The sequence below is a fragment of the Streptomyces sp. NPDC050988 genome, assembly GCF_044456225.1.
Lineage (GTDB): Bacteria > Actinomycetota > Actinomycetes > Streptomycetales > Streptomycetaceae > Streptomyces.
The window spans coordinates 22595-43854 of sequence record NZ_JBITFQ010000011.1 but is presented as its reverse complement, the minus strand read 5'-3'; the positions used below and the strand labels follow the sequence as shown (position 1 = coordinate 43854).

The 21260-nt window shown below is 69.8% G+C and carries 16 protein-coding genes; 4 read left to right on the top strand and 12 right to left on the bottom strand.

The window, feature by feature from the left end; genetic code table 11:
* Positions 1–108 precede the first annotated feature (108 nt).
* Positions 109–3231, bottom strand: a complete 3123-nt coding sequence (locus ACIBEI_RS23910; RefSeq protein WP_398892022.1) for an NACHT domain-containing protein — start codon at positions 3229–3231, stop codon at positions 109–111.
* Between the two features lie 167 nt (positions 3232–3398).
* On the opposite strand from ACIBEI_RS23910, the gene ACIBEI_RS23905 reads away from it, so the two are divergent.
* Positions 3399–4970 (top strand): carboxylesterase/lipase family protein, encoded by a 1572-nt coding sequence (locus ACIBEI_RS23905; protein ID WP_398892020.1) that lies wholly within the window; start codon positions 3399–3401, stop codon positions 4968–4970.
* A gap of 50 nt (positions 4971–5020) precedes the next feature.
* Here ACIBEI_RS23905 and ACIBEI_RS23900 read toward each other — a convergent pair whose 3' ends face one another.
* Genes ACIBEI_RS23900 through ACIBEI_RS23890 form a run of 3 tightly spaced genes read right to left on the bottom strand, consistent with a single transcriptional unit; the run spans position 5021 to position 7227 of the window.
* Positions 5021–6100, bottom strand: a complete 1080-nt coding sequence (locus ACIBEI_RS23900; RefSeq protein ID WP_398892018.1) for a YhcG family protein — start codon at positions 6098–6100, stop codon at positions 5021–5023.
* A gap of 28 nt (positions 6101–6128) precedes the next feature.
* Complete coding sequence (locus ACIBEI_RS23895) at positions 6129–6329, bottom strand: DUF397 domain-containing protein (protein WP_398892016.1); 201 nt, start codon at positions 6327–6329, stop codon at positions 6129–6131.
* Between the two features lie 10 nt (positions 6330–6339).
* Positions 6340–7227 carry a helix-turn-helix domain-containing protein gene (locus ACIBEI_RS23890; RefSeq protein ID WP_398892014.1) on the bottom strand — a complete coding sequence of 296 codons (888 nt, stop codon included), beginning with the start codon at positions 7225–7227 and terminating at the stop codon, positions 6340–6342.
* A gap of 332 nt (positions 7228–7559) precedes the next feature.
* Here ACIBEI_RS23890 and ACIBEI_RS23885 point away from each other — a divergent pair, with 332 nt between their 5' ends.
* On the top strand, positions 7560–7940 hold the full coding sequence (locus ACIBEI_RS23885) for an ATP-binding protein (protein WP_398892012.1): 381 nt from the start codon (positions 7560–7562) through the stop codon (positions 7938–7940).
* A gap of 124 nt (positions 7941–8064) precedes the next feature.
* Here ACIBEI_RS23885 and ACIBEI_RS23880 read toward each other — a convergent pair whose 3' ends face one another.
* The 3 genes from ACIBEI_RS23880 to ACIBEI_RS23870 all read right to left on the bottom strand — a co-directional run bounded on the left by ACIBEI_RS23880 (position 8065) and on the right by ACIBEI_RS23870 (position 13881).
* Entirely contained in the window at positions 8065–8526 is a 462-nt protein-coding gene (locus tag ACIBEI_RS23880) for a spore-associated protein A (protein WP_398892010.1), read from the bottom strand.
* Positions 8527–8764: 238 nt separating this feature from the next.
* The gene (locus ACIBEI_RS23875) at positions 8765–11278 is read right to left on the bottom strand and encodes an NACHT domain-containing protein (protein ID WP_398892008.1); all 2514 of its coding nucleotides are present in this window, start codon (positions 11276–11278) and stop codon (positions 8765–8767) included.
* A 65-nt stretch (positions 11279–11343) separates the two neighbouring features.
* The gene (locus ACIBEI_RS23870) at positions 11344–13881 is read right to left on the bottom strand and encodes an NACHT domain-containing protein (protein ID WP_398892007.1); all 2538 of its coding nucleotides are present in this window, start codon (positions 13879–13881) and stop codon (positions 11344–11346) included.
* Positions 13882–14334: 453 nt separating this feature from the next.
* Here ACIBEI_RS23870 and ACIBEI_RS23865 point away from each other — a divergent pair, with 453 nt between their 5' ends.
* A complete protein-coding gene (locus tag ACIBEI_RS23865) occupies positions 14335–15030 on the top strand; it encodes a M23 family metallopeptidase (protein WP_398892005.1) in 696 nt (231 codons plus the stop codon).
* 107 nt (positions 15031–15137) lie between these two features.
* On the opposite strand, the gene ACIBEI_RS23860 is transcribed toward ACIBEI_RS23865, so the two are convergent.
* Positions 15138–15725, bottom strand: coding sequence for a TetR/AcrR family transcriptional regulator (locus tag ACIBEI_RS23860; RefSeq protein WP_398892003.1), 588 nt, complete (start codon positions 15723–15725; stop codon positions 15138–15140).
* A 233-nt stretch (positions 15726–15958) separates the two neighbouring features.
* On the opposite strand from ACIBEI_RS23860, the gene ACIBEI_RS23855 reads away from it, so the two are divergent.
* Complete coding sequence (locus ACIBEI_RS23855) at positions 15959–17521, top strand: MDR family MFS transporter (RefSeq protein ID WP_398892399.1); 1563 nt, start codon at positions 15959–15961, stop codon at positions 17519–17521.
* A gap of 263 nt (positions 17522–17784) precedes the next feature.
* Here ACIBEI_RS23855 and cseC read toward each other — a convergent pair whose 3' ends face one another.
* From cseC to ACIBEI_RS23835, 4 genes are read right to left on the bottom strand one after another with little or no spacing between them, the layout of a single operon-like run.
* A complete protein-coding gene (gene cseC / locus ACIBEI_RS23850; protein ID WP_398892397.1) occupies positions 17785–19206 on the bottom strand; it encodes a two-component system sensor histidine kinase CseC in 1422 nt (473 codons plus the stop codon).
* Positions 19095–19820, bottom strand: coding sequence for a two-component system response regulator CseB (cseB, locus tag ACIBEI_RS23845; protein WP_398892001.1), 726 nt, complete (start codon positions 19818–19820; stop codon positions 19095–19097). The genes cseC and cseB overlap by 112 nt, the downstream gene beginning before the upstream one ends.
* 51 nt (positions 19821–19871) lie before the next feature.
* On the bottom strand, positions 19872–20525 hold the full coding sequence (locus ACIBEI_RS23840; RefSeq protein ID WP_398891999.1) for a hypothetical protein: 654 nt from the start codon (positions 20523–20525) through the stop codon (positions 19872–19874).
* On the bottom strand, positions 20513–21070 hold the full coding sequence (locus ACIBEI_RS23835; protein WP_269651889.1) for a SigE family RNA polymerase sigma factor: 558 nt from the start codon (positions 21068–21070) through the stop codon (positions 20513–20515). The genes ACIBEI_RS23840 and ACIBEI_RS23835 overlap by 13 nt, the downstream gene beginning before the upstream one ends.
* Positions 21071–21260 lie beyond the last annotated feature (190 nt).

Genomic DNA, 21260 nt, shown 5'->3' with positions numbered 1-21260 from the left:
CGGAGCGCTGCGGACATGGGTCGTGGTGCATGCTCATGTGCGTGTGAGGCCACAGGGAAGCGAAGGGATTACTCGCCGGTAACTGTAGGGTGCCCAGGTGGGGTTGGGCTAGAGGACGGTGTGCGTCCTCGTCACCGTGTGGATCCCGGGGAAGAGTTCCAGGACGTGTTCCGGCACTTCCGACACCTCCGGAAGGAGGCGGAATGCGACGGACTCGAGACCAGGAAAGAGAACCGGCACCGCCGAGAGGTCTTCGTCTCCGGTGAAATTGTTCAGCCAAAGACGCCTGACGCCGGGCAGGACGGGCCCGTTGGTCCACGGGACCGCAGCCCAGCGGAGGCGCAATTCCTGCAGCTGGGGGAGGAGCGCGACTTCTGCGCAATCCTCCGGCGTGAGCGGTTCGTACAGGCTTGCCAGGCTCAGGCTCTTCACCGAGTGCATATGGCGCAAGCCGCGCAGCCCGGTCAGGCGAAGGGCGTTCTTGGTGAACCGCAGATACGTCAGCGGCAACCCCTGGGGGAGTGCGGCATCAAGGGAATCGCCTATGAGCGGCACACCGGTGTCGAACTCGCGCAGGGTGGCCGACGCCGAAAGCGGAGCCAGCGCATCCGGCCTTTCCAGCCCCTCCATGAGATCCAACGACAGCCATTTCAAAGGGAGCCCGGCCAGGGATTCGATGTTGTCGACGGATGGAATGCCGGAGATATCCAGGTGAGTGAGTTCGCGCAGCGGTGAAACGAAGTCCAGGTCGCGCAGTGAGCGGTTGTCCTTCAGAACGAGCTTGCGCGTCGTGTCCGGCGCAAGGGCGATGCTCAGTTCCGAGGCCTCTACGTCCCCGACGACCTGGAGCCGGGGTCGGCCCCCGAGTTCGCGCAGGGCGCGCAGGTGCGCGGCGGAGTGCGCCGTGAAGTAGAGGTCGGCCGGCGGCAGGTGGGCGATGACATCGGCCGCGTACCGCTCGGTGTCGAACCGGTGCCAGGTCCAGGTGAGCTGGCCCAGGACCGACACGGCCGGGTGGGAGCGGAAGCGGGCAAGGATCGGGATCGCCGCGTCGCCGCCGATGAGGGATGCGGTGACCACGACGGCCCTCGCCTCCGCGTCGGAGAGGTCCTCCGGCCCGGGCAGCAGCTCCAGGACCAGGGCGCCGGCCGAGGCCAGATCCTTGGCCTCCTCCGGCGTACGCGGCGGAATGAGCGTGGCCGCCTGTTCCTCCACGCCGGCCCGGACCTGCGGGTCGAGTTCCGTGGCGTGTTCGAGGCCGGCCAGGGCGAGGAGGCGGACACGGGTGCCCGCGGTGCCCTCGACGCCCTCGGCGGAGTCGACCAGGTCGCGCAGGAGCTGGGCCCGTTCGCGCGGACGGGCGTGGGCGACGGCCATGCGGATCACGTCGGACCACTGGGAGTCGGCGGCGTTGCGGACGAGGAGCCCGAAGTCGCCGTCCTCCACCGCGGCCTTCGCACCCAGGTAGTCCTGGAAGGTGCGGTGGACGAACTCGACGGTCCCCACCGCGGGTTCGCGGAGCAGGCCGCTGCGGATGAGCAGATAGCGGTAGATCGCGGGCGCGTCTCCCTGGCTCGCCACCGCGGGAAGAGAGGGCAGTGCGTCGGCGATGATGCGCTCGGCCCGTTCGCGGTCCATCTCCGCCTGGTTGTTGCGGATCAGCCAGTAGGCCAGGCGCTGGAGCAGCTGGATCTGCGGGAGTTCGCTGAGCTGGATGTGGTCGAGCTCCATCGACCGCTCCTGGTCGCGGCGCGAGAGGAGTGCGGAGAGAGCCGCGTCGTACAACTCCTGGCGCCCGTGCGGGAGATAGCCGCGCCGGTCGCGGTGCAGGGCGCAGATGAGGCCGCACATCAGCGGGTTGGTGGCGAGGCGGCCGAGATCCTGTTTGACGCCGACGGCCTCCAGGAGCGAGTGCTCGTACGAGGCGAGCAGTTCCCTGTCCGGTGCGTCGGCGGCGGCCGCCGTGTGCCAGCGCCGGATGAAGGCGGTGACATCGGCGCGGCTCATGGCCGTCAGGAGCAGTTCGGTGAAGCCGTCCGGGGTGAGCCAGTCCTCGCCCACGGCGGAGGGGCGGGAGGTGACCAGCCACTGGTTGCCGGGGTACGCGTCGAGGAGGTCCCGCAGCCAGTGCCTCGTCCGCTCGCGGTCGCACTCGGGGATCTCGTCGATGCCGTCGACGAGGAGGAGCCCGCGGCCCGCGGCCAGGACCCGGTCCGCCCAGCCGTCCGGGGCCGTGCCGTGGAACGGCACGCGCACGGCCGCCAGGAAGTCGGCGGGCGCCGGCAGTCCGTCGGCGCGGCGGATGAGCGTACGCAGCGGAAGCACGAAGGGGATACGGTCCCCGCGCTCGGCCCGGGCGGCCGTCACCGCGAGCCACTGGACGAGGGTCGTCTTGCCCGAGCCCGCCACTCCGCGCAGCAGCACCAGGTCCTGGTCCGCGAGCGCCTCCTCGGCGGGCAGCGGGGTACCCGGCGAGGCGAGGTAGGCGTCCCCGGAGGCGGCCGACTCCCCGTCCGTGGAGCGGCGCATCGCCTGCAGGGTCATATAGGCGGCGTCGAGCTGCCAGCGGTTCGGGGTGTTGACGAGGTCGATGCCGTAGATGGTCAGCTTGCTGTGCTTGGTGGCGACGTACGCGAGATACCGCCCCTCGAACGCCCCGTCCCCGTCGCCCGGTCGCGGAGTGCGGGCGATCAACTCGTCGACCTTGGCGATGAGTTCGGACTGGCGGCGGGTCTGCTCGACGAGGGTGCGGGGGACGAACGTCGAGCGCTGGGTGAAGAAGTGCAGGATGTGCAGACAGGCCGTGTCGAGCAGCCGCTCGTAGAAGACGGCCGCGTCGAAGTCGAGGTCCCGGTCGGGGCTCCCGGCGGCATGACGGAGATGTAGCGCGAGGCCCGCGTGGCCGAGCGCCACCGCCTGGGCGTCCGTCATGGTGATGTCGCCGAGGGCACGGAGGGTGTCGGCCAGGGCGTGGACGACGGGTTGCGCCTCGTCGGGGGCGATGGGGCGCTCATCGGCTTCCTTCAGAGCCCGCCTGACCAGCTCGGAGGCGAGCCGGGTGACGTCCTTCTCGTCGAGCGTGCGCTGCTCGCCCTTGAAGGAGACGCGGGACGAGATGCGTACGGGCCTGTCGACCAGCCCCGCGCCCGGCCCCTCCGGCGTGAAGAGCTTCTTGATCAGCGGTGTGGCCACGGTGGATGCCAGTCGGACTCCGACGGCCGCTGGTTCCATGGCGCGCTCCCCCGAGGGCATGGTTTGTCGTCTGCGGGTTCGTTGTGGCTGGTGGCGCAGTTCCCCGCGCCCCTTTGGGCCGCTGGACCAGCCTAACCGCCGGGGCGCGCCCCTTGGGGCGGCAAAAACCGTTGGCCCTGGCGTCCGGTTCGACGGGATGATCCGCGATGACCGGACTGTCTGCAGAGGGAGCCGTGATGGGCGCCGACGAACCCGAGGTCCGTACGACAGCAGGTGTGGTGCGGGGAGCCGGACAGGCGTCGGGATCGGCGGTGTTCAAGGGCATCCCGTTCGCCGAACCGCCCGTGGGAGCACTGCGGTTCGGGGCGCCGGTGCCCGTGCGGAACTGGGACGGCGTACGGAAGGCGGTCGCGTACGGGACGCCGCCTCCGCAGTCCGCCGCGTTCGGCATGGACGCGCTGGTGTCCGGCGACGCGGTGGACGAGGGGGACTGGCTGACCCTCAACGTCTGGACGCCCGACCCCGGCCCCGACGCGGGGCTGCCGGTCATCGTGTGGATGCACGGCGGCGCGTACGTCATCGGGATGTCCGGACTGCCCGAGTACGACGGCGGCCGGCTGGCGCGCGAGGGTGCCGTCGTCGTGGTGACGCTCAACTACCGCGTCGGCATCGAGGGGTTCGCGCACATCGAGGGGGCGCCCGCCAACCGGGGCCTGCTCGACCAGGTCGCCGCGCTGGAGTGGGTGCGGGACAACATCCGCGCCTTCGGCGGCGATCCGGGCTGTGTCACGGTCGTCGGCCAGTCGGCGGGCGCGGGTTCGGTGGCCGCGCTGCTCACGATGCCCCGCGCGGCAGGGCTCTTCGGCCGGGCGGTCGCGCAGAGCGTGCCCGGTACGTTCTTCTCCCCCGAGCTGGCCGCCGACATCGCCCGGGAGTTCGCCGCGGAGCTGGGCGTGCGCGCGACTGTGGAGGAGATGGGGACGGTGGCGCCGCGACGGCTGCCAGCGGTGGCGGACGCGGTCGGCGCGAAGGGCGGGGCGTTCGCGGATCGGTGGGGGCCGACGGCCCACGCGCTGATCCCGGTCGCGCCCGTCGTCGACGGCGAGGTGCTGCCGGCCGCCCCCTGGGAGGCGCTGGCCTCCGGCGCGGGACGGGACGTCGAACTCGTGGTCGGCCACACCCGTGACGAGTTCCGGCTGATGATTCTGCTCCGCGGGCTGACGGGAGAGGTGACGGAGGATCAGGCGGCCGTCGCACTACGGACGTTCGGACCGGGCGGTACTGCGAGCGGTTCTGGGGGCGGCGACGCCTACCGGGCCGCGTTCCCGGCCGCGAGCGCCGAGGAGCTGTACGAACTTGTCCAGTCCGACTGGCTGTTCCGCATGCCCTCACTCCACCTGGCCGAGGCGCAGATCGCGGGCGGCGGTCGCGCGCACGTCTACGAGCTGCTCTGGGAGGCGCCGGGCATGGGCGGAATGCTGGGCGCCTGCCACGGGCTCGACGTACCGCTGGTGTTCGGCAACCTCGGCGAGGGCCTGCCGGCACTGCTCCTCGGTGAGGAACCGCCCGCCGAGGCCGAGGAGTTGTCGCGGTTCGTCCGGGCCGCCTGGACGGGGTTCGCGGCGGGGGAGGACCCGGGGTGGCCCGCGTACGACGTCGAGCGGCGCTCGGTGCGGCTCTTCGACGCGAAGCCCGCGGTGGCCCCGTACCCGGAGGAGGTGTCGCGGGGGCTCTGGCGCGAGCATGTGTTCGGGGCGCTGCCGCTGTTGGGCGGATAGGGAGCGCGTGTGCTGCTCGCACGGACCCGCGCGCTCACACGCGTTCACGCTCAGGGTTGTACGGTGTCGATCGCGTTCTGGACCACTCGGCTCAAGTCCTCTTCCGTAGGGACGAGTTCGCGGTCGGCGGGGGACAGCGTCGAGTAGTTCGTCACGGCGAGCGGGTTGTTGCTGGCGTCGAGAGCGAGCTGTACGGCCGCCTTGTTGTGCCGGGTTCCGATGAGGAAACCGATCGTCGCGTCGTCGCGCTTCTCGTCGCGGACCATTTTGTCGACCACGCTGACATAGAAGTTGAGCTTGCCGACGTGTTCGGGGCGTACGTCCTTCGTCTTGAGCTCGAAGACGAAGTAGCGGTGCAGTTTGAGGTGGTAGAAGAGCAGGTCGATGCGGTACTCCTCGCCGCCGATGAGCACGGGGTACTGGCGACCCACGAAGGCGAACCCGACGCCGAGTTCCGTGAGGAATCGGACCATGTTGGCGACGATCGCCTCTTCGAGCTCGTGCTCGGCGTGGTGCTTGTCGAGGCCGAGGAAGTCGAGGCGGTACGGGTCTCGGGCCAGGTCCTTGAGCGCGGCCGAGCCCTCCGGGACGGTCACCTCGAAGTTGGTGGCGGCGGAGCCCTGGGAGAGGTGCAGGTCCTGGTGGATGAAGCGGCTGAGGAGGTCTCGGGACCAGCCGTTCCGGACGGTTTCTGTGGCGTAGAAGTCCAGGTCGGGGCGGGTTTCGAGCTTGTCCATGAGGACCGTGACGTGGCCCCACGGCAATTGTCCAACAGGCTGTTGGACAATTGGCTCCGGCCAGGTGCGGGCCATCTTCTGCATGTACATGAGGTTGCTCCGTGAGAAGCCCCGCTGATTCGGGAACGCCGCCTTCAGGTCCGCGGCGAGGCGGCCCACGACCTTGGTGCCCCAGCCCTCCTGCTGCTGGCGGGCCAGGATGAGCTTGCCGATCTGCCAGTACATCTGGACCAGTTCGGTGTTGACGGCCCGCTGCGCGCGGAGGCGGGCGCCCGTGACGGTTTCCTTGACCTCGCCGAGGAGGTCCCCGTACCAGGAGGGCAGGGCGCCGAGCTGGGCGGGGATGGTGGCTTCGGCCTCGGTGTTGTTGTGCATGGGGTGAGGCTTGCGCATGGTGATCTTTGTGCGCGGGCGAATGGGGTCAGGTCATCCGAACGTGTGGGTTTGCGGTGAGTGTTCGTATGAGGGCCGAGAGGGTGGCGGGTGTTGTGGTGAGGATGATGTCGGGGGTGTCGCTTTCGTGGAGGTGGATGGCTTCGGTGGGGGTAGACGCGGCTATGTAGAGGCAGTTGTCGCCGGCGCCGTCGCTGAAGGAAGACTTTTGCCAGGTGAGTTCCGACATGGCGCGCTCCCTAATACGTGTAGAGGACGTGGTGGATGAGCCCCCAGGAGTCCCGGTGGTCGTGACTGCCGGGAGGGCCGTCTGCCGTCACCGGTGAGAGGGCGTTACGGCTGAGGGTGTCGAAGGTGCCTTTGTAGCGGGCGATGGACTCGGCGTCGCCCAGACGGAGGGGTTCGGCCGGGTGTTCAAGGATGACCGTCTCCAGTCCGTGGGCCGTTGAGTCGAGAACCAGGAGTGGCGTGCCGAACCAGGCACGGGCTCCGGCGTCGAACGGCAGGACCTGGACGGTGGTTTCTGGGCGTTGCGCGGCCCGGAGCAGGTGGGTCAGCTGGCCACGCATCACCTCCGCGCCGCCGACGGTGATGCGTAGGGCGGCTTCGTGGATGACGGCGTGGGCTTTGGTGGGGGAGTCCTCCGAGAGGATCTGTTGGCGTGCCCGGCGGTAGCTGACCAGAGTCTCGATCTCGGCCGGAGAGGCACCGGGGCGCGAACTGAGGAACAGGGCTCGCATGTATGCCTCGGTCTGGAGCAGGCCGGGGATCAGCAGGGTTTCGTAGCTCTGGATTCCGGTGGCCAGCGACTCCAACTCGGCAAGGTCCAGGCTGCGTTGGGGTAGCGCCTTGCGATACTCGGTCCACCAGCCCTTGCCCTTGCTCTCGGCCAGGCTCACCAGGGCGTCGAGGTACTCCTCATTACTGCATCCGTATCCCTTGGCGAGGTCGCGGAGGCGCCGCGAGGGGATGCCGGTACGGCCTGCCTCGATGTGTGTGAGGTGCGGGCCGCCCATGTCGATCAGGCGACTGCCCTCGGTGACGGAGAGTCCTGCCTGTTGACGCAACTTGCGTAGCTCGGCCCCGACCCGTCGCTGGCGCTCGCTGATGTTGATTCGCAGTGCCACGTGTCGCCTTCCCCGCTCGCTTGAGCCACAGTGTGCCGCCGTGTCGAGGCCCGGTCCACTCAGTAGCCGAAGTAGGTTGCAGTTCTGTGGAGTTCAGGCCTACTCTGAGTGAGGCGACGCTCACTCAGTGATGCAGGAAGCCTCGCTGTCGACGTATGCGCATGCACGCCGTGTCGTGGAAGAGCACCGCCGGATTCTCGGGCCCATTCCGGGTGGGCCCGTGCCCATGGGGGCGGTAGAGCCACCGCGACCGGCGTTCGTCGACGAGGCGTAGACATTCCGAAGTCTTCCGAGATCCGCATCCCGCGTTCAGCGCCCTGGAGGCGTCACCCATGGAACTTCCGCTCAGCTACACCCTGTTCACCCCTGCCGTCGCGACCTCACCCAAGGTCTGCCGGGACTTCGTGCGCTCGATGCTGGAGACACTGGGGCTCGGCGAACTCGCCGACACGGCCGCGCTCTGCACCTCCGAGCTGGTGACGAACGTGCACCGGTACGCGGAGGGCGACGTGCACCTCAGAGCCGCCATTGACCCGACACATGTGCGGGTTGCCGTGTACGACGGGAGCACGCGGCTGCCCTCGCCCCGCCGGGCGTCGGCCGGGGACGACGGCGGTCGGGGCCTGTTCCTCGTCACCGCGTTGTCGGACGTGTGCGGGGTGACGCCGACGGAGCAGGGCAAAGGGGTGTGGTTTCAGCTCAATCGGCGCTGATTGACGCGTACGGTGTCGGGCAGGGTCGGAGATGCCGAAGGAGCCGCACACCGAAGTGTGCGGCTCCTTGTCGGGTGGCGACCGGCCGGAGATGGTCGGACTCGGCCGGACGCCCGGTCGTGGGTCAGCCGCAGTGGCCGGTCCCCTTCGTGGAGTACGTGGTGATGCCGCCCTCCCACGTGACGCACTCGCCGGGGGCCTCGATGTAGACGGGCCCCGCGTACGTCGTGAACTGGCCGCGGTCGGTGGCCGTGCCGCCGGTCTTCGAGCTGAGCCGGGCGAACATCTTCACCGGCGCCCCGGGCTTGGTGCGGACGGTGACCACGCAGTTCTCGCCGGTCGTCTTGTTGTAGGTGAGGAAGGTGGTGCCGAGGTTCTCCATGTTGGCGGAGTCGATCACCTTGTGACCGGCACCGCAGGCGCCGTTGTACTTCGCGACCGGAGCCTCCGACGGGGCCGCGACCGCGGCCGACTTGGCCCCCGTGGGCGCGGACGCGGCTGCCGACGCGGAGGCGGGCGCCGCGAGGGCGAGGGCACCACCGGTGACGACGACGGCGACGGCGGCTGCGTGACGGACGAGCTTCATTTCTGTTCCCCCAGTTTGGTGTGCCCGTGGATCCGCGGGCGTGGATCTGCGCCTGTGGATCCATGTCCGTGGAGCGTCCGGTCGGTCAACTGCCGTCCGCCCCACACCAGGTGAGACCAGGGGGCCTGGGGGTTGGTTGTGGCCTCTTTTGTCACTGTTCTTTCGCCGCGTGTCACTGAACGGTCACCACGCCGGTCCGCCCGCGCACTCCTCGCCCTACATCGTGATCGTCACGGCTCTACGCCGTGATCGTCACCCCCTCCGGCACGTTCCGTACGCGTGGCAGGCGTGGATTGACGCGCAGGATCTGGAGGTTGGGGAAGAGGGACAGCCAGGACATGTCCGGGTCGGTGGGTTCGGCGTTGAGCCAGAGGTGGGTGAGGCGGTCGCGGTCGAGGCCGTCCATGAGGTCGGTGGTGGGGATGACGCCGGCCACCTGGACGCGGGGTCGGCCGCCGAGGTGACGCAGGGCCGCGAGTTCGGCGGTGTCGGAGACCGGGAAGTACACGCCGTCGGGGTCGAGGTGGGCGATGATCTCGCGCGCGTACCGCTCGGTGTCGAAGTGCCGCCAGGGCCGGGCGAGTTCGGTCCGTACCGCGAGCGAGGAACGTCCCCGCAGGCGGGCCAGGTAGTCGATGGCGGCGTCGTCCTCGACCCGGGTCGCCGTGAGGGCGAGCAGCAGCGCCTGCTGGTCGCTCGGCACCTGCTCGGGGTCGGGCAGGAGTTCCAGGACGATGGGCCCCACCCAGCCCAGACTGCGGGCGCCGAGTTCGCTCGTGGGGCGTACGAGGTTCTTCGTACGGTCGTGGACGAGCCGCCGGACCGACGGGTCCAGCTCGGTGACATGGTCCAGGCAGGCCGCGGCCATCAGACGGCGGTGGTTGACCTGGGGTCTGCGCAGCGCCGGCGCGGCGGACAGCAGGCGTTCGAGGAAGTCGCCGCACTCCTCGGGACGGGCGTGGGCGGCGGCCATGCGGATGACCTCCTCCCACTCGGGCTGGTGGGCGTGGTCGACCAGGTCGCGCAGCCGGCCGCGCGCCACGATCTCCTTGGCGGCCAGATAGTCCTGGAAGGTGCGGTGCACGAAGTCCACCGAGAGACCCGCCTGTTCGCGCAGCAGCCCGGTGCGGTGCAGCAGATGGCCGAAGATCTTCTCGCCGTCGCCCGCCGCGCGTGCGGCGGGGATCGCGGGCAGCGCGCCCTCCAGGATGGCGACGGCCCGTCCACGCGGCAGCTCCGAGACGCCGTCCTCCAGCATGGCGTGCGCGAGTTTCTGCAACAGCCGTTCCCGCGGCTCCTGTTGCAGGCGCACGTCGTCCGCGTACAGCACGTCCCGCTCGGGGTCACGGCGTTGCAGGAGCATCTCCAGGGCAGCCTCGTACAACTCCTTGCGGCCGTGCGGGAGGGAGCCGGAGCGGTCCCGGTTCAGCGCGCAGATCAGGCCGCACATCAGGGGGTTGGTGGCGAGCTGGCGCAGCTCCCGGTAGATCCGTACGGAGTGGAGCAGCCGTTGCTCGTACTCCTTCAGCTCGTCCCGGTCGCGCTGCTCGCGGCAGTTCTCGTCGCCCATCGCCGCCGTGTGCCAGTCCCGGACGAACCGTGTCACCTGGTCCCGGGACATCGGCGCGAGCGACAGCTCCGCGAAGCCCTCCTCCGCGAGACGTTCCTCCGCGAGCCAGCCGTCCGCCACGGCGGAGGGGCGCGAGGTGACCAGGCAGCCGTTCCCCGAGAACACGCGCAGCAGACGGCGGAGCTGGTCGCGCAGCTCGCCGCGCGTCGCCTCCGGGGCCTCGTCGATCCCGTCGACCAGCAGCAGGGCACGGCTCGCGAGCAGCGTCCGTACGACCCAGCCCTCCGGTGCCTGGTCGGCGAGCGGATGGCGGATCGCGCGCAGGAAGTCGTCCGGGGCGGGAAAGCCCTCGCGGGCGAACCGGCGTACGGGCAGGACGAACGGCACCCGCGCACCCTCGCGGGCGGTCGCCACGGCGAGCCACTGGACGAGGGTCGTCTTCCCGGAACCCGCCACCCCGCGCAGCAGCACCCGCTCGTGCCCCTCCAGCGCCCGGTCCGCGAGCAGCACCGTCCGCTGCCCGCCCCCGCTCCCGTCGCCGGTGCTCTCCTCGGCCTCCAGGCTCAGATACGTGTCCTCAAGCAGCCAGCGGTCCGGCGCGTTCGGGAAGTCGACGCCGACGATGGTCAGCCAGCCGTGCTGGCGTACGACCTCCTCGGCGTACCGCGCCTCGAAGTCCGCGTCCTGCTGCGAGCGTTCGGGACGGCGGGCCGCCGCCTCGGTGTCGTTGAGATCGACGAGCTGACGGATGCGGCTGGCCCGCTCCGGCATGTGCTGCTGGATGTGGGACGAGCGCCCGATGAAGTGGTCCAGCACATGCAGACACACGTTCACGAGCAGCGCGTCGTGGAACCACGCCGCGTCGGGCGACAGTCCCCGGTCCGCGCCCGGCACGGCCCCGCGCAGCCGGCGCGCGTAGTCCTGCGGCCCCAGTCGTACGGCGTCCACGTCGGTGAGGTCGAGTTCCCCGACCGCGAGCAGCGTACGGGCCAGGACGTCCACCACTGCGGGCAGTTCGGACGTGGGGGTCGTGTGCTTCTCGGCGGCCAGCTGGATGAACTCGGCGGCGACCCGGTGGACGTCGTCCGGGTGCGCGGGGGAGGGCTGGGGTCCTGGTGTGTGGAAGAGCCGTTGTACGAGGGGTGCGGCGTCGGGGGAGGGGATACGGACAACGGGCTCCATGGGCATCGAGGTCCCTGTGGGGTGGGGCTGTTGTGGGAGTCAAGGGTAGGTCAACTCGGGCTGGATCAGGGGGTGATGAGTGTGGTCCGGGTCGGTACCTGCTGCGCCACGGTCACGCTCACCTCTGTCCCCACGTGCACGTCCTCCAGGTTGGGGAAGGCCGAGAGCCAGGCCAGCCCTTCGACCGGATGGGGTGCTTCCACCAGGAGAACGGTCAGTTGCTCGGGCACGATGAGTTCCGTGAGCTCCTCGACCCGGTAGGCACCGGCGATCTTGATGTGCGCCCAGCCGCCGATGGAGCGGAGCAAGCGGAGGTCCTTGGTGCTGCGGACGGTCACCGTGCTCTGCCGGATCATGTGCGCGAGGATCTCGCGCGCGTAGAGCTCCTGGTCGAAGTGGTGCCAGGAGTTGGCCAGGACATGCTGGACCTGTGAGTCCCGGTGGTCCCGGAAGCGGGTCAGGAAGTGCAGGGCGGCGTCACTGCCCAGTTGGGCGGCCGACCACGCCACCAGGTAGGCGGTCTCGTTGTCGATTCTCTCCGGCCCCGGCAGAAGGGTCAGCACCAGATCGCCACCGGCGCGTGTCAGTTGCTCGGCCTCCGAGACCCCGCGCGGAGGCACCAGCGACCCCACCCCCTCCTCCACCAACTGCCTCACCGCCGGCTCGACCTCCGCCACATACCGCAGCCCCGCCGCGGCCAGCAGCTTCCCGCGCGAGGTGTCCAGCCCCACCAGCCGCCGCAGCATCTGCTCGGCTTCCTTCGGCCGGGCATGCGCGACGGCCAGCAGGATGACGTCCTCCCAGTCGTCCTTCTCCGCGTTGTTCACCAACAGATCGAAGTCCAGCTCCTGCACGGCAAGTCGGGACCCCAGATAGTCCTGGAAGGTCCGGTGGAGAAAGTCCACCCGCCCCTCCGCCGGCTCCCGCAGCAGCCCCGACCGCAGCAGCAGCGACCGGTAGACGTCCTCGGCGGTCCCGTCGAGGTTCACAGCGGGCACCGCCTGCCCGATGATGTGCAGCGCGTCCGAACGGTCCATCTCCGCGCGGCTGTTGCGGATCAGCCACCACGCCAGCTTCTGCAGCAGCTGGACCTGTGTCGCGTACGGGATGCGCAGTCCGTCGGGGTGGTCCAACTCCCGTTCCCGGTCCCGCCGTTCGAGGAGCATGGTGAGGGCGGCCTCGTACAGGGACTTCCTGTCCTGGGGGAGGAAGCCGCGCCGGTCACGGTGGAGTGCGCAGAGCATGCCGCACATCAGCGGGTTGGTGGCCAGCCGGTTCAGTTCGGACGTGGTCCGCACGGCCTGGAGCAGTGACATCCCCTCGGCCTCGTCCGCTCCGGCGGCGCGGTGCCAGCGTCGTACGAACGTGGCGACGTCGTCGCGTGCCATCGGCGAGAGCGTGAGTTCGTGGAAGTCCGCCGCCTCCAGCCATCGTTCGGGGACGGCGGACGGGCGGGAGGTGACGAGCCACAGGTTTCCCGGGAAGGTCCGGGTCAGTTCGCGCAGCCAGCGCCGGGCCGCGTCCCGGCGGTCACCGGCGATCTCGTCTATCCCGTCGACCAGCAGCACACCCCGCCCGGCCCGGAGCACGCGCTCCGCCCAGCCGGCCGGCTGCTCCCCGGCGACCGGGCAGCCGACGGCCTTCAGGAAGTCCCCCGGGATGGGGAACTCCGTCCCCGGGCGCACGATCCTGCGCATCGGCAGGACGAACGGCACCCGTCCGATGAGGTGTGTCAGGCCGTGGTCGTACGTGCGGCTCGCCGTCGTCACCGCGAGCCACTGGACGAGGGTCGTCTTCCCGGAGCCCGCGACCCCGCGCAGCAGTACCTGGTCGTGCTGTGCCAGGACCTGCTCGGCGGGGATCTGGAGGCCGCCGTCCTGCCCGTCGCGCTCCCGGGTCGCCTCCAGGCTGAGGTACGCGGTGTCGAGCGACCACTCGCTCGTCCCGGTGTCCAGGCCGTAGATGGTCAGCGTTCCGTACCGCCCGGTGATGTGCTCCGCGTACCGCGCCTCGAACCCCGCGTCCTCGGCCGACTGCGAGGGCAGGCGCCCCAGCAGGACGTCCACGGCCCGCACCAGCCGGGCCAGCTGCCGGCTCTGCGCGGTCTGCTGCCGGGCGATGTAGGTGGAGCGCTGGGTGAAGAAGTTCAGGATGTGCAGCGCGGACGTGTGCAGCAGCTGCTCGTAGAAGAGCTCGCCGTCGCCGCTGAGTCCGTACGAGATGACGGCCGCGTGGGAGCGGAGTGTGCGTGCGAACTCCTCGGGTCCGAGGTCCACGGCCTCGCAGTCCTCGATCGTGAGGGTCCCGAGGGAGGCGAGCGAGTGCGCGAGGGCGTGGGTGACCGCCGTGGCCTCCTCGGCCGTCACCGGCTGTTCCCCCGGCCCGGCCGTCTTCAGGGCCCTGCGGACCAGTTCCGCCGCGACCTTCTCGACGTCCTTCGGCGTGACGCTCCGCTTCTCCCGCCCGAACGACACCAGCGCCGATATCCGTACCGGTCTGCTCACCAGTCCGGCCCCCGGCTGGTCCTTCACGAAGAGCTTCTTCACGAGCGGTGAGACCGCGCTGGACGCGATACGGGCCCCGAGCACTCCGGCGTCGACCATGCACCGAGCGTAGGCGAACCACCTGGGCCCTTGTGTAGCCCCCGCCACATTCTCCGGCCCCTGGATCATGCCCTCCGGTGACATGACGCACAGGCGATTTGTCTGGTACTAGGGCGAGTAGTGGTGGAGTGGAAACGGGCAAAAAGGACCTTTGGCCCAGGGGTGATGACGGGGTCGGAGGCCGTGCGGCGCGGGCCCGGCCTCAAGGCTCCCGGGCCGGGGCGCACGGCCCTGAAGTGGGCGTAAACGCGACTTCTCGTAGAAAACGCGGAGGATTTCGTCCCAGACGTTTCTCTTGTCAAGGAGTCGGAAGTTTCAGTGTCAAGTACGACTTGAGGTCGTAGATGGGCCCTTTGTGGGATGGCGGGGGCGCGGGTTACCAAGGGATGCCTCGCCCGGTGCGCCGACAGCGCGCCGGGTGTGTTGATGTCCGTCCCCCTGGAGGTAGTCCCCATGTCGCAGCGCATCACGTCCCACCTTCCCGGCACGCCCAAGCTCCGTGTCCGGGCCGCCGCCATGGCTCTCGGCCTGGGCGCCTCGGTCGCGCTCGGAGCCGGGGTCGCGGTCGCCGCCGACACCAAGGCGAGTGCCGTCGCGCTGCCGGGTTCCGCCGCTGTGTCCGTGCAGCAGCAGGCCGCCGCGCAGGCCAAGGCCGCCGCTCAGACGACGGCCAAGAGCAAGGCGGCCGCCAAGAAGGCCGCCGCCAAGCCCGTCGCGGCGAAGAAGGCCGCCTCCTGGGTCGACCCCGTCAAGAAGTACAAGCTCTCCGCGAAGTTCGCGCAGGCCGGAAACCTCTGGTCGTCCACCCACTCCGGCCAGGACTTCGCCGTCGCCTCCGGCACGCAGGTCGTCGCCGCGCACGGCGGCACCGTGGTCAAGGCCGGCGGCAACGGCGCCGGTGACGGGCCCGCGTACGGCAACGCCGTCGTGATCAAGCACGGCAACGGTACGTACTCGCAGTACGCGCACCTGTCCCGCGTGGACGTGAAGCCCGGCCAGGTCGTGAAGACCGGCCAGCGCATCGCCCTGTCCGGGAACACTGGCAACTCCAGCGGGCCGCACCTGCACTTCGAGATCCGCACGAAGGCCAGCTACGGCTCGGCGGTCGACCCGGTCGCCTTCCTGCGCTCGAAGGGCGTCAGCCTCTAATAGGCCTCGGGGTCTGGGGGCCCGGCGTCTAGGGGCTCGGAGCCCAAGGCTCAAGGGCCCAGCCCAAACCAGGCTGCGCCCGGCGCCCGGCGCCCGGCGTCCAGGGCTCAGGGTGACTCGGTGGCGCCGGCGTGCGCCCGCGTGACCAGATCGATGGCGACCTCCAGGACGGCCTTCCGCTTGTCCTCGGGGTCGCCTTCCATGTCCTTGAGGGCGAACATCCCGGCGTGCATCGTGAACAGCGCGCTCACGCACCGGACCTGGTCCGTCAGCGCGGCGTCCGGCTCCTTGATGATGTCCAGCATCCCGAGCATGCGGTCCTTGAAGGACTCGCCGATGCTCAGCTCGCGGACCGTCGCCTGGTTCTCCTGCATGAAGCGGAAGAGGGGGGCCGCGTTGGTGAGCGCCTCGCTGTAGCGGCTCAGCAGCTCCTGCTTGGTCTCCAGGGTGTGCGGCTGCCCCTTGCCCCACTCGATCAGCTCGTCCATCGGCCTCGTCAGGTCCTGGAAGAGGCTGATGAGGATGTCTTCCTTGGTCTTGAAGTGGTAGTAGAGCGCCGCCTTGGTGACGTCCAGCCGTTCGGCGATCTCCCGCAGTGACGTCTTCTCGTAACCCTGCTCGGCGAAGAGCTCGACGGCCACGTCCTGGATGCGCTGACGGGTGTCTCCGCGCCGCCGCTGCCTGCTGCCGTCCATCGTGGCTGCTCCTCGTCCTTGTCGTCCCTACGTGTCGTAGGTGCTCGCCGTAAGGTAAAGAAAAACTTACTTGACGCCCGGCTAGTTACGGGTCTACTTTCCCTCAGTGTAGTCAACTTGCCGGTCGGCAAGTAAGTACAAGTAAGTGCAGCTAAGTGCAAGCAAGCAGCAGTGCGGTACCCAGGGGAGTGGGGACAGTGGCGGACACCAAGGCGGCTGACGCAGCCGAGGCAGTGGCGGAAGCGGGGGCGGAACCAGGAGCGGAACAGGGGACGGCCGAGGTCGGGGGCAAGCAGCCCAGGAGCGTACGGGTCGTCCTGCTCGCGCTGATGATCGCGATGCTCCTCGCGATGCTCGACAACATGATCGTCGGCACTGCCATGCCGACCATCGTGGGGGAGCTGGGCGGGCTCGAACACCTGTCGTGGGTCGTCACGGCCTACACGCTCGCGACCGCCGCCTCCACCCCGATCTGGGGCAAGCTCGGCGACATGTACGGGCGCAAGGGCGTCTTCATGACCTCGATCGTGCTCTTCCTGATCGGGTCGGCGCTGAGCGGAATGGCCCAGGACATGGGGCAGCTCATCGGGTTCCGGGCGATCCAGGGACTCGGCGCCGGCGGTCTGATGGTCGGCGTCATGGCGATTATCGGGGACCTGATTCCGCCGCGGGAACGCGGCAAGTACCAGGGCATGATGGCCGGCGTGATGGCCCTCGCCATGATCGGCGGACCGCTGGTCGGCGGCACCATCACCGACCACTGGGGCTGGCGCTGGTCCTTCTACATCAACCTGCCGCTCGGTGTCGTCGCGCTGATCGCCATCAGTGCCGTACTGCATCTGCCCAGGAAGCGGGCGCAGGCGCGGATCGACTACCTCGGGGCCGGGCTGCTCACCGTGGGCATCACCGCGATCGTGCTGGTCACCACCTGGGGCGGGACCGAGTACGCCTGGGGCTCCGCCATGATCATGGAGCTGGTCGGGATCGGGGTCGCGTCGCTCGTCGGGTTCCTGTTCTGGCAGACCAAGGCCGCCGCGCCGGTCGTGCCGCTGCACATCTTCCGGAGCGGCAACTTCTCGCTGATGTCCGTCATCGGCTTCATCGCCGGGTTCGTGATGTTCGGCGCGGTGCTGTTCCTGCCGCTCTACCAGCAGTCCGTACAGGGCGCGTCCGCGACCAACTCCGGGTTGCTGCTGCTGCCGATGCTCGGCGCGATGCTCGTCACCTCGATGGTCGCCGGGCGGGTCACCACCAACACGGGGCACTACAAGGCCTTCCCGATCGTGGGCAGTGCGCTGATGGCCGTCGGGCTGTACCTGCTGTCGCTCATGGACACGGATACGTCGCGACTGACGTCCGGGGTCTACATGGCCGTGGTCGGTGCGGGGATGGGCTGCCTGATGCAGATCACCATGCTGGTGTCGCAGAACAGCGTCGAGATGAAGGACATGGGCGTCGCGTCCTCCACGACCACCCTGTTCCGTACGCTCGGGTCGTCCTTCGGGGTCGCGATCATGGGCGCGCTCTTCAACAACCGCGTCCAGGACGTGATGGCCGAGCGGGCCGGGGCGCTGGGCTCGAAGGTCACCGAGCAGTCCGCCCAACTGGACGCGGCAAGCCTCGCGAAGCTGCCGGTCGCTGCGCGCGAGGCGTACCAGCACGCTGTGTCCGCCGGTACGCACTCGGCGTTCCTCCTCGGAGCGGTGGTGGCGGTCGTCGCCCTTGTCGCGGCGGTGTTCGTGAAGGAGGTCCCGCTGAGGGGCGGCTCGGCACCGACGCCGACCGAGACGGTCTGAGTATCCGTTGATGGCAGGGCTTGCGTTGTGTGTTGGCTGCGGGCCCGGTGGGGGCTGGTCGCGCAGTTCCCCGCGCCCCTTAAAAGCAAGGGCTACCGCCCCCTCAAGGCCAAAGGCCGGGGCGGTAGCCCTGGCCTTTGTCTTCAGGGGCGCGGGGAACTGCGCGCTCAGCCCCCACGGCGCGGCACGCACACCACAACGCTCAGCCCCACAACCCAGGGGCGCGGGGAACTGCGCGACCAGCCACACACGACCCGCAGGTGCTAAGGAAGCATCGGGAAGCTTCCCGTGCTCGTCGGAGCGTGTTCCGGCAGCCACAGCACAGCGACCGCCCCCTCGACCGGCCCGGGCCCCACGTCGAGCCCCACGTTGCGGAACGTCAGCCGCGCGCCGAGCACCCGGGCCTGCCCCGCCGCGATGGTGAGGCCGAGCCCGTGACCGTGCCCGGCCCGGTCGCTGCTGCCCGTACGGAAGCGGCTCGGGCCCTCCGCCAGGAGATCGGCCGGGAAGCCGGGCCCGTGATCGCGGACCCGGATGACCCGCCCCTCGACGGAGATCTCGATGGGCGGCTTGCCGTGCTTGGCGGCATTGGCGATGAGGTTGAAGACAACCCGCTCCAGACGACGCGGATCCGTGGTGACCAACGACTCGTGCACCACCCGCACCTCGATGTCCGGATGCGTCGAGGCGACCCGCCGACTGATGAACTCGCCGAGGTTGATGTCCTGCAACTCGGCCCGCTCGGACGCCCCGTCGAGCCGAGCCACCTCCAGCACATCCTCGACGAGCGTGCGCATCGCCTGGGCCCGGTCCCTGACCAGCTCGGACGGCCGCCCCGGCGGCAGCAGTTCGGCCGCGGTGAGCAGCCCGGTCACCGGCGTACGCAACTCGTGCGCGATGTCCGCGGTGACCCGCCGCTCGGCCTCGTACCGCTGCTTCAGCGCGTCCGCCATGGCGTCCACCGCGTGCGCGAGGTCGTCGGTCTCGTCCCGTACGACACCGCCGATGGCGTCCCGCACCCGCACATCGCTCTGCCGCTGCGCGACCAGGTTCGCGGCGCTCGCCGCCTTGCGGAGGCGGCCCGAGAGCTGGCCGCCGACCAGCACGCCGAGGGCGCAGCCGCCGAAGATGACCGCGATCGACCCGATGAGCAGGGCCTGGTCGAGGTCCGCCATGACGTTGGCGCTGCGGTCCGTGAAACGGGTGTGCAGCGACAGGGTCCGGCCGTCCCGCATCGGCATGGCCGCCCAGATGTCGGGCACCCCGTCGTCGTTGTCCTGCACGAAGGTGGCCCGCCGGCCGGCCTCGACCTTGCGCAGCAGCTCCTGGGGTATGCCCGGATCGTTCACCCTGGTGCCCAGCCGGGCCGCCCCGCTGGAGGTGTCGTAGTACCGCGCCGCGATCTGCAGCCGCTCGTCCTGCACATCGCGGGCGTTGTCCAGCATGGTGACCCAGGCGGCGTTGTGCACGACGATGCTGAGCACCAGCGCCACCAGCGCGCTGACCAGCGCGATCGCCGCACTCAGCTTCCAGCGCAGCCCGATCCGCAGCCCTCTGGGCAGCACCGGGCACCTCATCCCTTGAGCTTGTAGCCGAAGCCGCGGACCGTCTCGATCCGGTCCTGGCCGATCTTCGTACGCAGCCGCTGCACATGGACGTCCACGACGCGGGTGTCGCCGCCCCAGCCGTAGTCCCACACCCGCTCCAGGAGCTTGTCGCGGGACAGGACCGTGCCGGGCGCCGACGAGAACTCCAGGAGCAGCCGCATCTCGGTGGGCGTCAGCGCCACCGGCGTACCGCCCCTGCGCACCTCCATGCCCACGGTGTCGATCTCCAGCTCGCCGTCACCGTCACCGAAGGACAGCACGCCACCGGCGGGGACGGACGAGCCGCCCTCGGACTCGCCGGCGGACCGCGGCCCGCTCGCGTGCCCGAACCGCCGCAGCACGGCACGGATCCGCGCGACCAGGACGGCCCCGTCGAAGGGCTTCGTCACATAGTCGTCGGCGCCCGCCTCAAGGCCCAGGACGACGTCGATCGAGTCGGCGCGGGCCGACAGCATGATCACCGGCACGGTCGACTCGTCCCGGATCCGACGGCACAGCGACACACCGTCGAGCCCCGGCACCATCACGTCGAGCAGCGCGATGTCGGGGCGGTCGGTGCGGAACGCCTCAAGACCCGACAGGCCGTCGGGCATCGCGGTCACCACGAAGCCGTCGCGCTCCAGCGCGAGTTGGGTGGCCTCGCGGATGACGTCGTCGTCCTCGACGAACAGGACGTGGGTCTGCTCTGCCATCCGGTGCTCTCAGTTTCTCGGTCGGTCGGGTCGGCTGCGGAGGCGGCCGGTCTAGTTCTCGGTCGGGACCGGCGTCTCGCCGCCCACCACCTTGCTGTAGTCGTTCGTCGTCCGGGCCCGCTCCGCGAAGCGGTTCGCCGTCCAGCGGTACGTGATGACCTCCTCGCCGGACGGATACTCCAGCGAATCGCCCTTCCCGTACACCTGCTGGGTGACCACGAGGTCGCCCCGGTCGATCTCCGCGTAGACCGGAGGCTCCTCGGCCCGGAAGACATTCTTGTACGCGTCACCGTCCTCGCGGTACACGTACGAGCCGACGCCGACCGCGTCGCCGCAGGTCATCACGTTGACCAGGACGTCGTCCTCGGTCCCGCCGGTGAGGTTTCCGTACGACACGTCGACCGGGTACTCGTCGCCGAAGCAGGGCTTCAGGTCGCGCTTGACCGCCGCGCTGACACCCGGGTCGGCCCGGACGAGCCTGATCGCGTCCGCGCGTTCTTTGGTCGGGGAGGCCGAGGGCGTGCCGGCCTCCTGCACGGCGCTGGCGCTCACCGAGTCGGAGGCGGGGCCCTCGTCCCGGGCGCCGGTGCCGCCCGTACCGCAGGCGGACACCAAAAGGCCGAGGGCGGCGAGCACGGCCACCGCCGTGATCACCGCCTTCAAGGCCCTGCCGGGCCGTGGAACCGTCGTGCCTAGGCCGCGCAACGCTCCCGCTCCTCACGCTCCGGCACACCCGCGCCGAGCCCGTCGTGTTCGTCGGACGCCCGGCGCTCCAGCTCCTCGCGGAGCCGGGCGAGCGCCCGGTGCAGTGTGCTCTTGACCGTGCCGGCCGACATACCGAGGGCGGCGGCGGTCTCCTCCGTGGACATCTGCTCCCAGTGTCGCAGCACGACGACACTGCGTTGCTTCGGAGCGAGAACCTTCATGATGTCCATCAGGAGCGCGCGGTCGGCGTGCTGCTCGGTGGAGTCGTCCACGCTCGCGTCCGGCAGCTGCTCGGTGGGGACCTCCTCCAGCTTGCGGGCCCGCCACCACTCCGTACGTGTGTTGATCATGACGCGGCGCAGATAGGCGTCGGCGAGACGCTTGTCGGCGATGCCGTCCCAGCGGCCGTACGTGCGGACCAGCGCGGTCTGCAGGAGGTCCTGGGCGTCGACCGGGTCGGGGACCAGGCGGCGTGCGCTGCGCAGCAGCGCGTCCTGCCGGGTGCGTACGTACTCTTCGAACTCGAGCACCTCGCCATGCGCCATTCCAACCGCCTCCATCCCCGTTTCCGACCTGTGTGCTGCCGGTTGTCCGTTGCCTGCCGTACCGCTGGTCCGCGGTACGGCAATGAAGTTACGGAGCGGTTGTCACGGGGCTGTCCGAACGAGCCTGCGGGAAGCGCTCGGCTGTCCGTCGGTTGTGTAACGGAAGTAGGGGATGGGTAAAGCGAGGTGA

Coding starts and splice junctions, on each gene's coding strand:
- ACIBEI_RS23835 (WP_269651889.1), bottom strand. CDS start 21,070: ATGGCGCATGGCGAGGTGCTCGAGTTCGAAGAGTACGTACGCACCCGG.
- ACIBEI_RS23860 (WP_398892003.1), bottom strand. CDS start 15,725: ATGGACGGCAGCAGGCAGCGGCGGCGCGGAGACACCCGTCAGCGCATC.
- ACIBEI_RS23870 (WP_398892007.1), bottom strand. CDS start 13,881: ATGGTCGACGCCGGAGTGCTCGGGGCCCGTATCGCGTCCAGCGCGGTC.
- ACIBEI_RS23900 (WP_398892018.1), bottom strand. CDS start 6,100: ATGCGCAAGCCTCACCCCATGCACAACAACACCGAGGCCGAAGCCACC.
- ACIBEI_RS23875 (WP_398892008.1), bottom strand. CDS start 11,278: ATGGAGCCCGTTGTCCGTATCCCCTCCCCCGACGCCGCACCCCTCGTA.
- ACIBEI_RS23910 (WP_398892022.1), bottom strand. CDS start 3,231: ATGGAACCAGCGGCCGTCGGAGTCCGACTGGCATCCACCGTGGCCACA.
- ACIBEI_RS23865 (WP_398892005.1), top strand. CDS start 14,335: ATGTCGCAGCGCATCACGTCCCACCTTCCCGGCACGCCCAAGCTCCGT.
- ACIBEI_RS23895 (WP_398892016.1), bottom strand. CDS start 6,329: ATGTCGGAACTCACCTGGCAAAAGTCTTCCTTCAGCGACGGCGCCGGC.
- ACIBEI_RS23905 (WP_398892020.1), top strand. CDS start 3,399: ATGACCGGACTGTCTGCAGAGGGAGCCGTGATGGGCGCCGACGAACCC.
- ACIBEI_RS23880 (WP_398892010.1), bottom strand. CDS start 8,526: ATGAAGCTCGTCCGTCACGCAGCCGCCGTCGCCGTCGTCGTCACCGGT.
- cseB (WP_398892001.1), bottom strand. CDS start 19,820: ATGGCAGAGCAGACCCACGTCCTGTTCGTCGAGGACGACGACGTCATC.
- ACIBEI_RS23885 (WP_398892012.1), top strand. CDS start 7,560: ATGGAACTTCCGCTCAGCTACACCCTGTTCACCCCTGCCGTCGCGACC.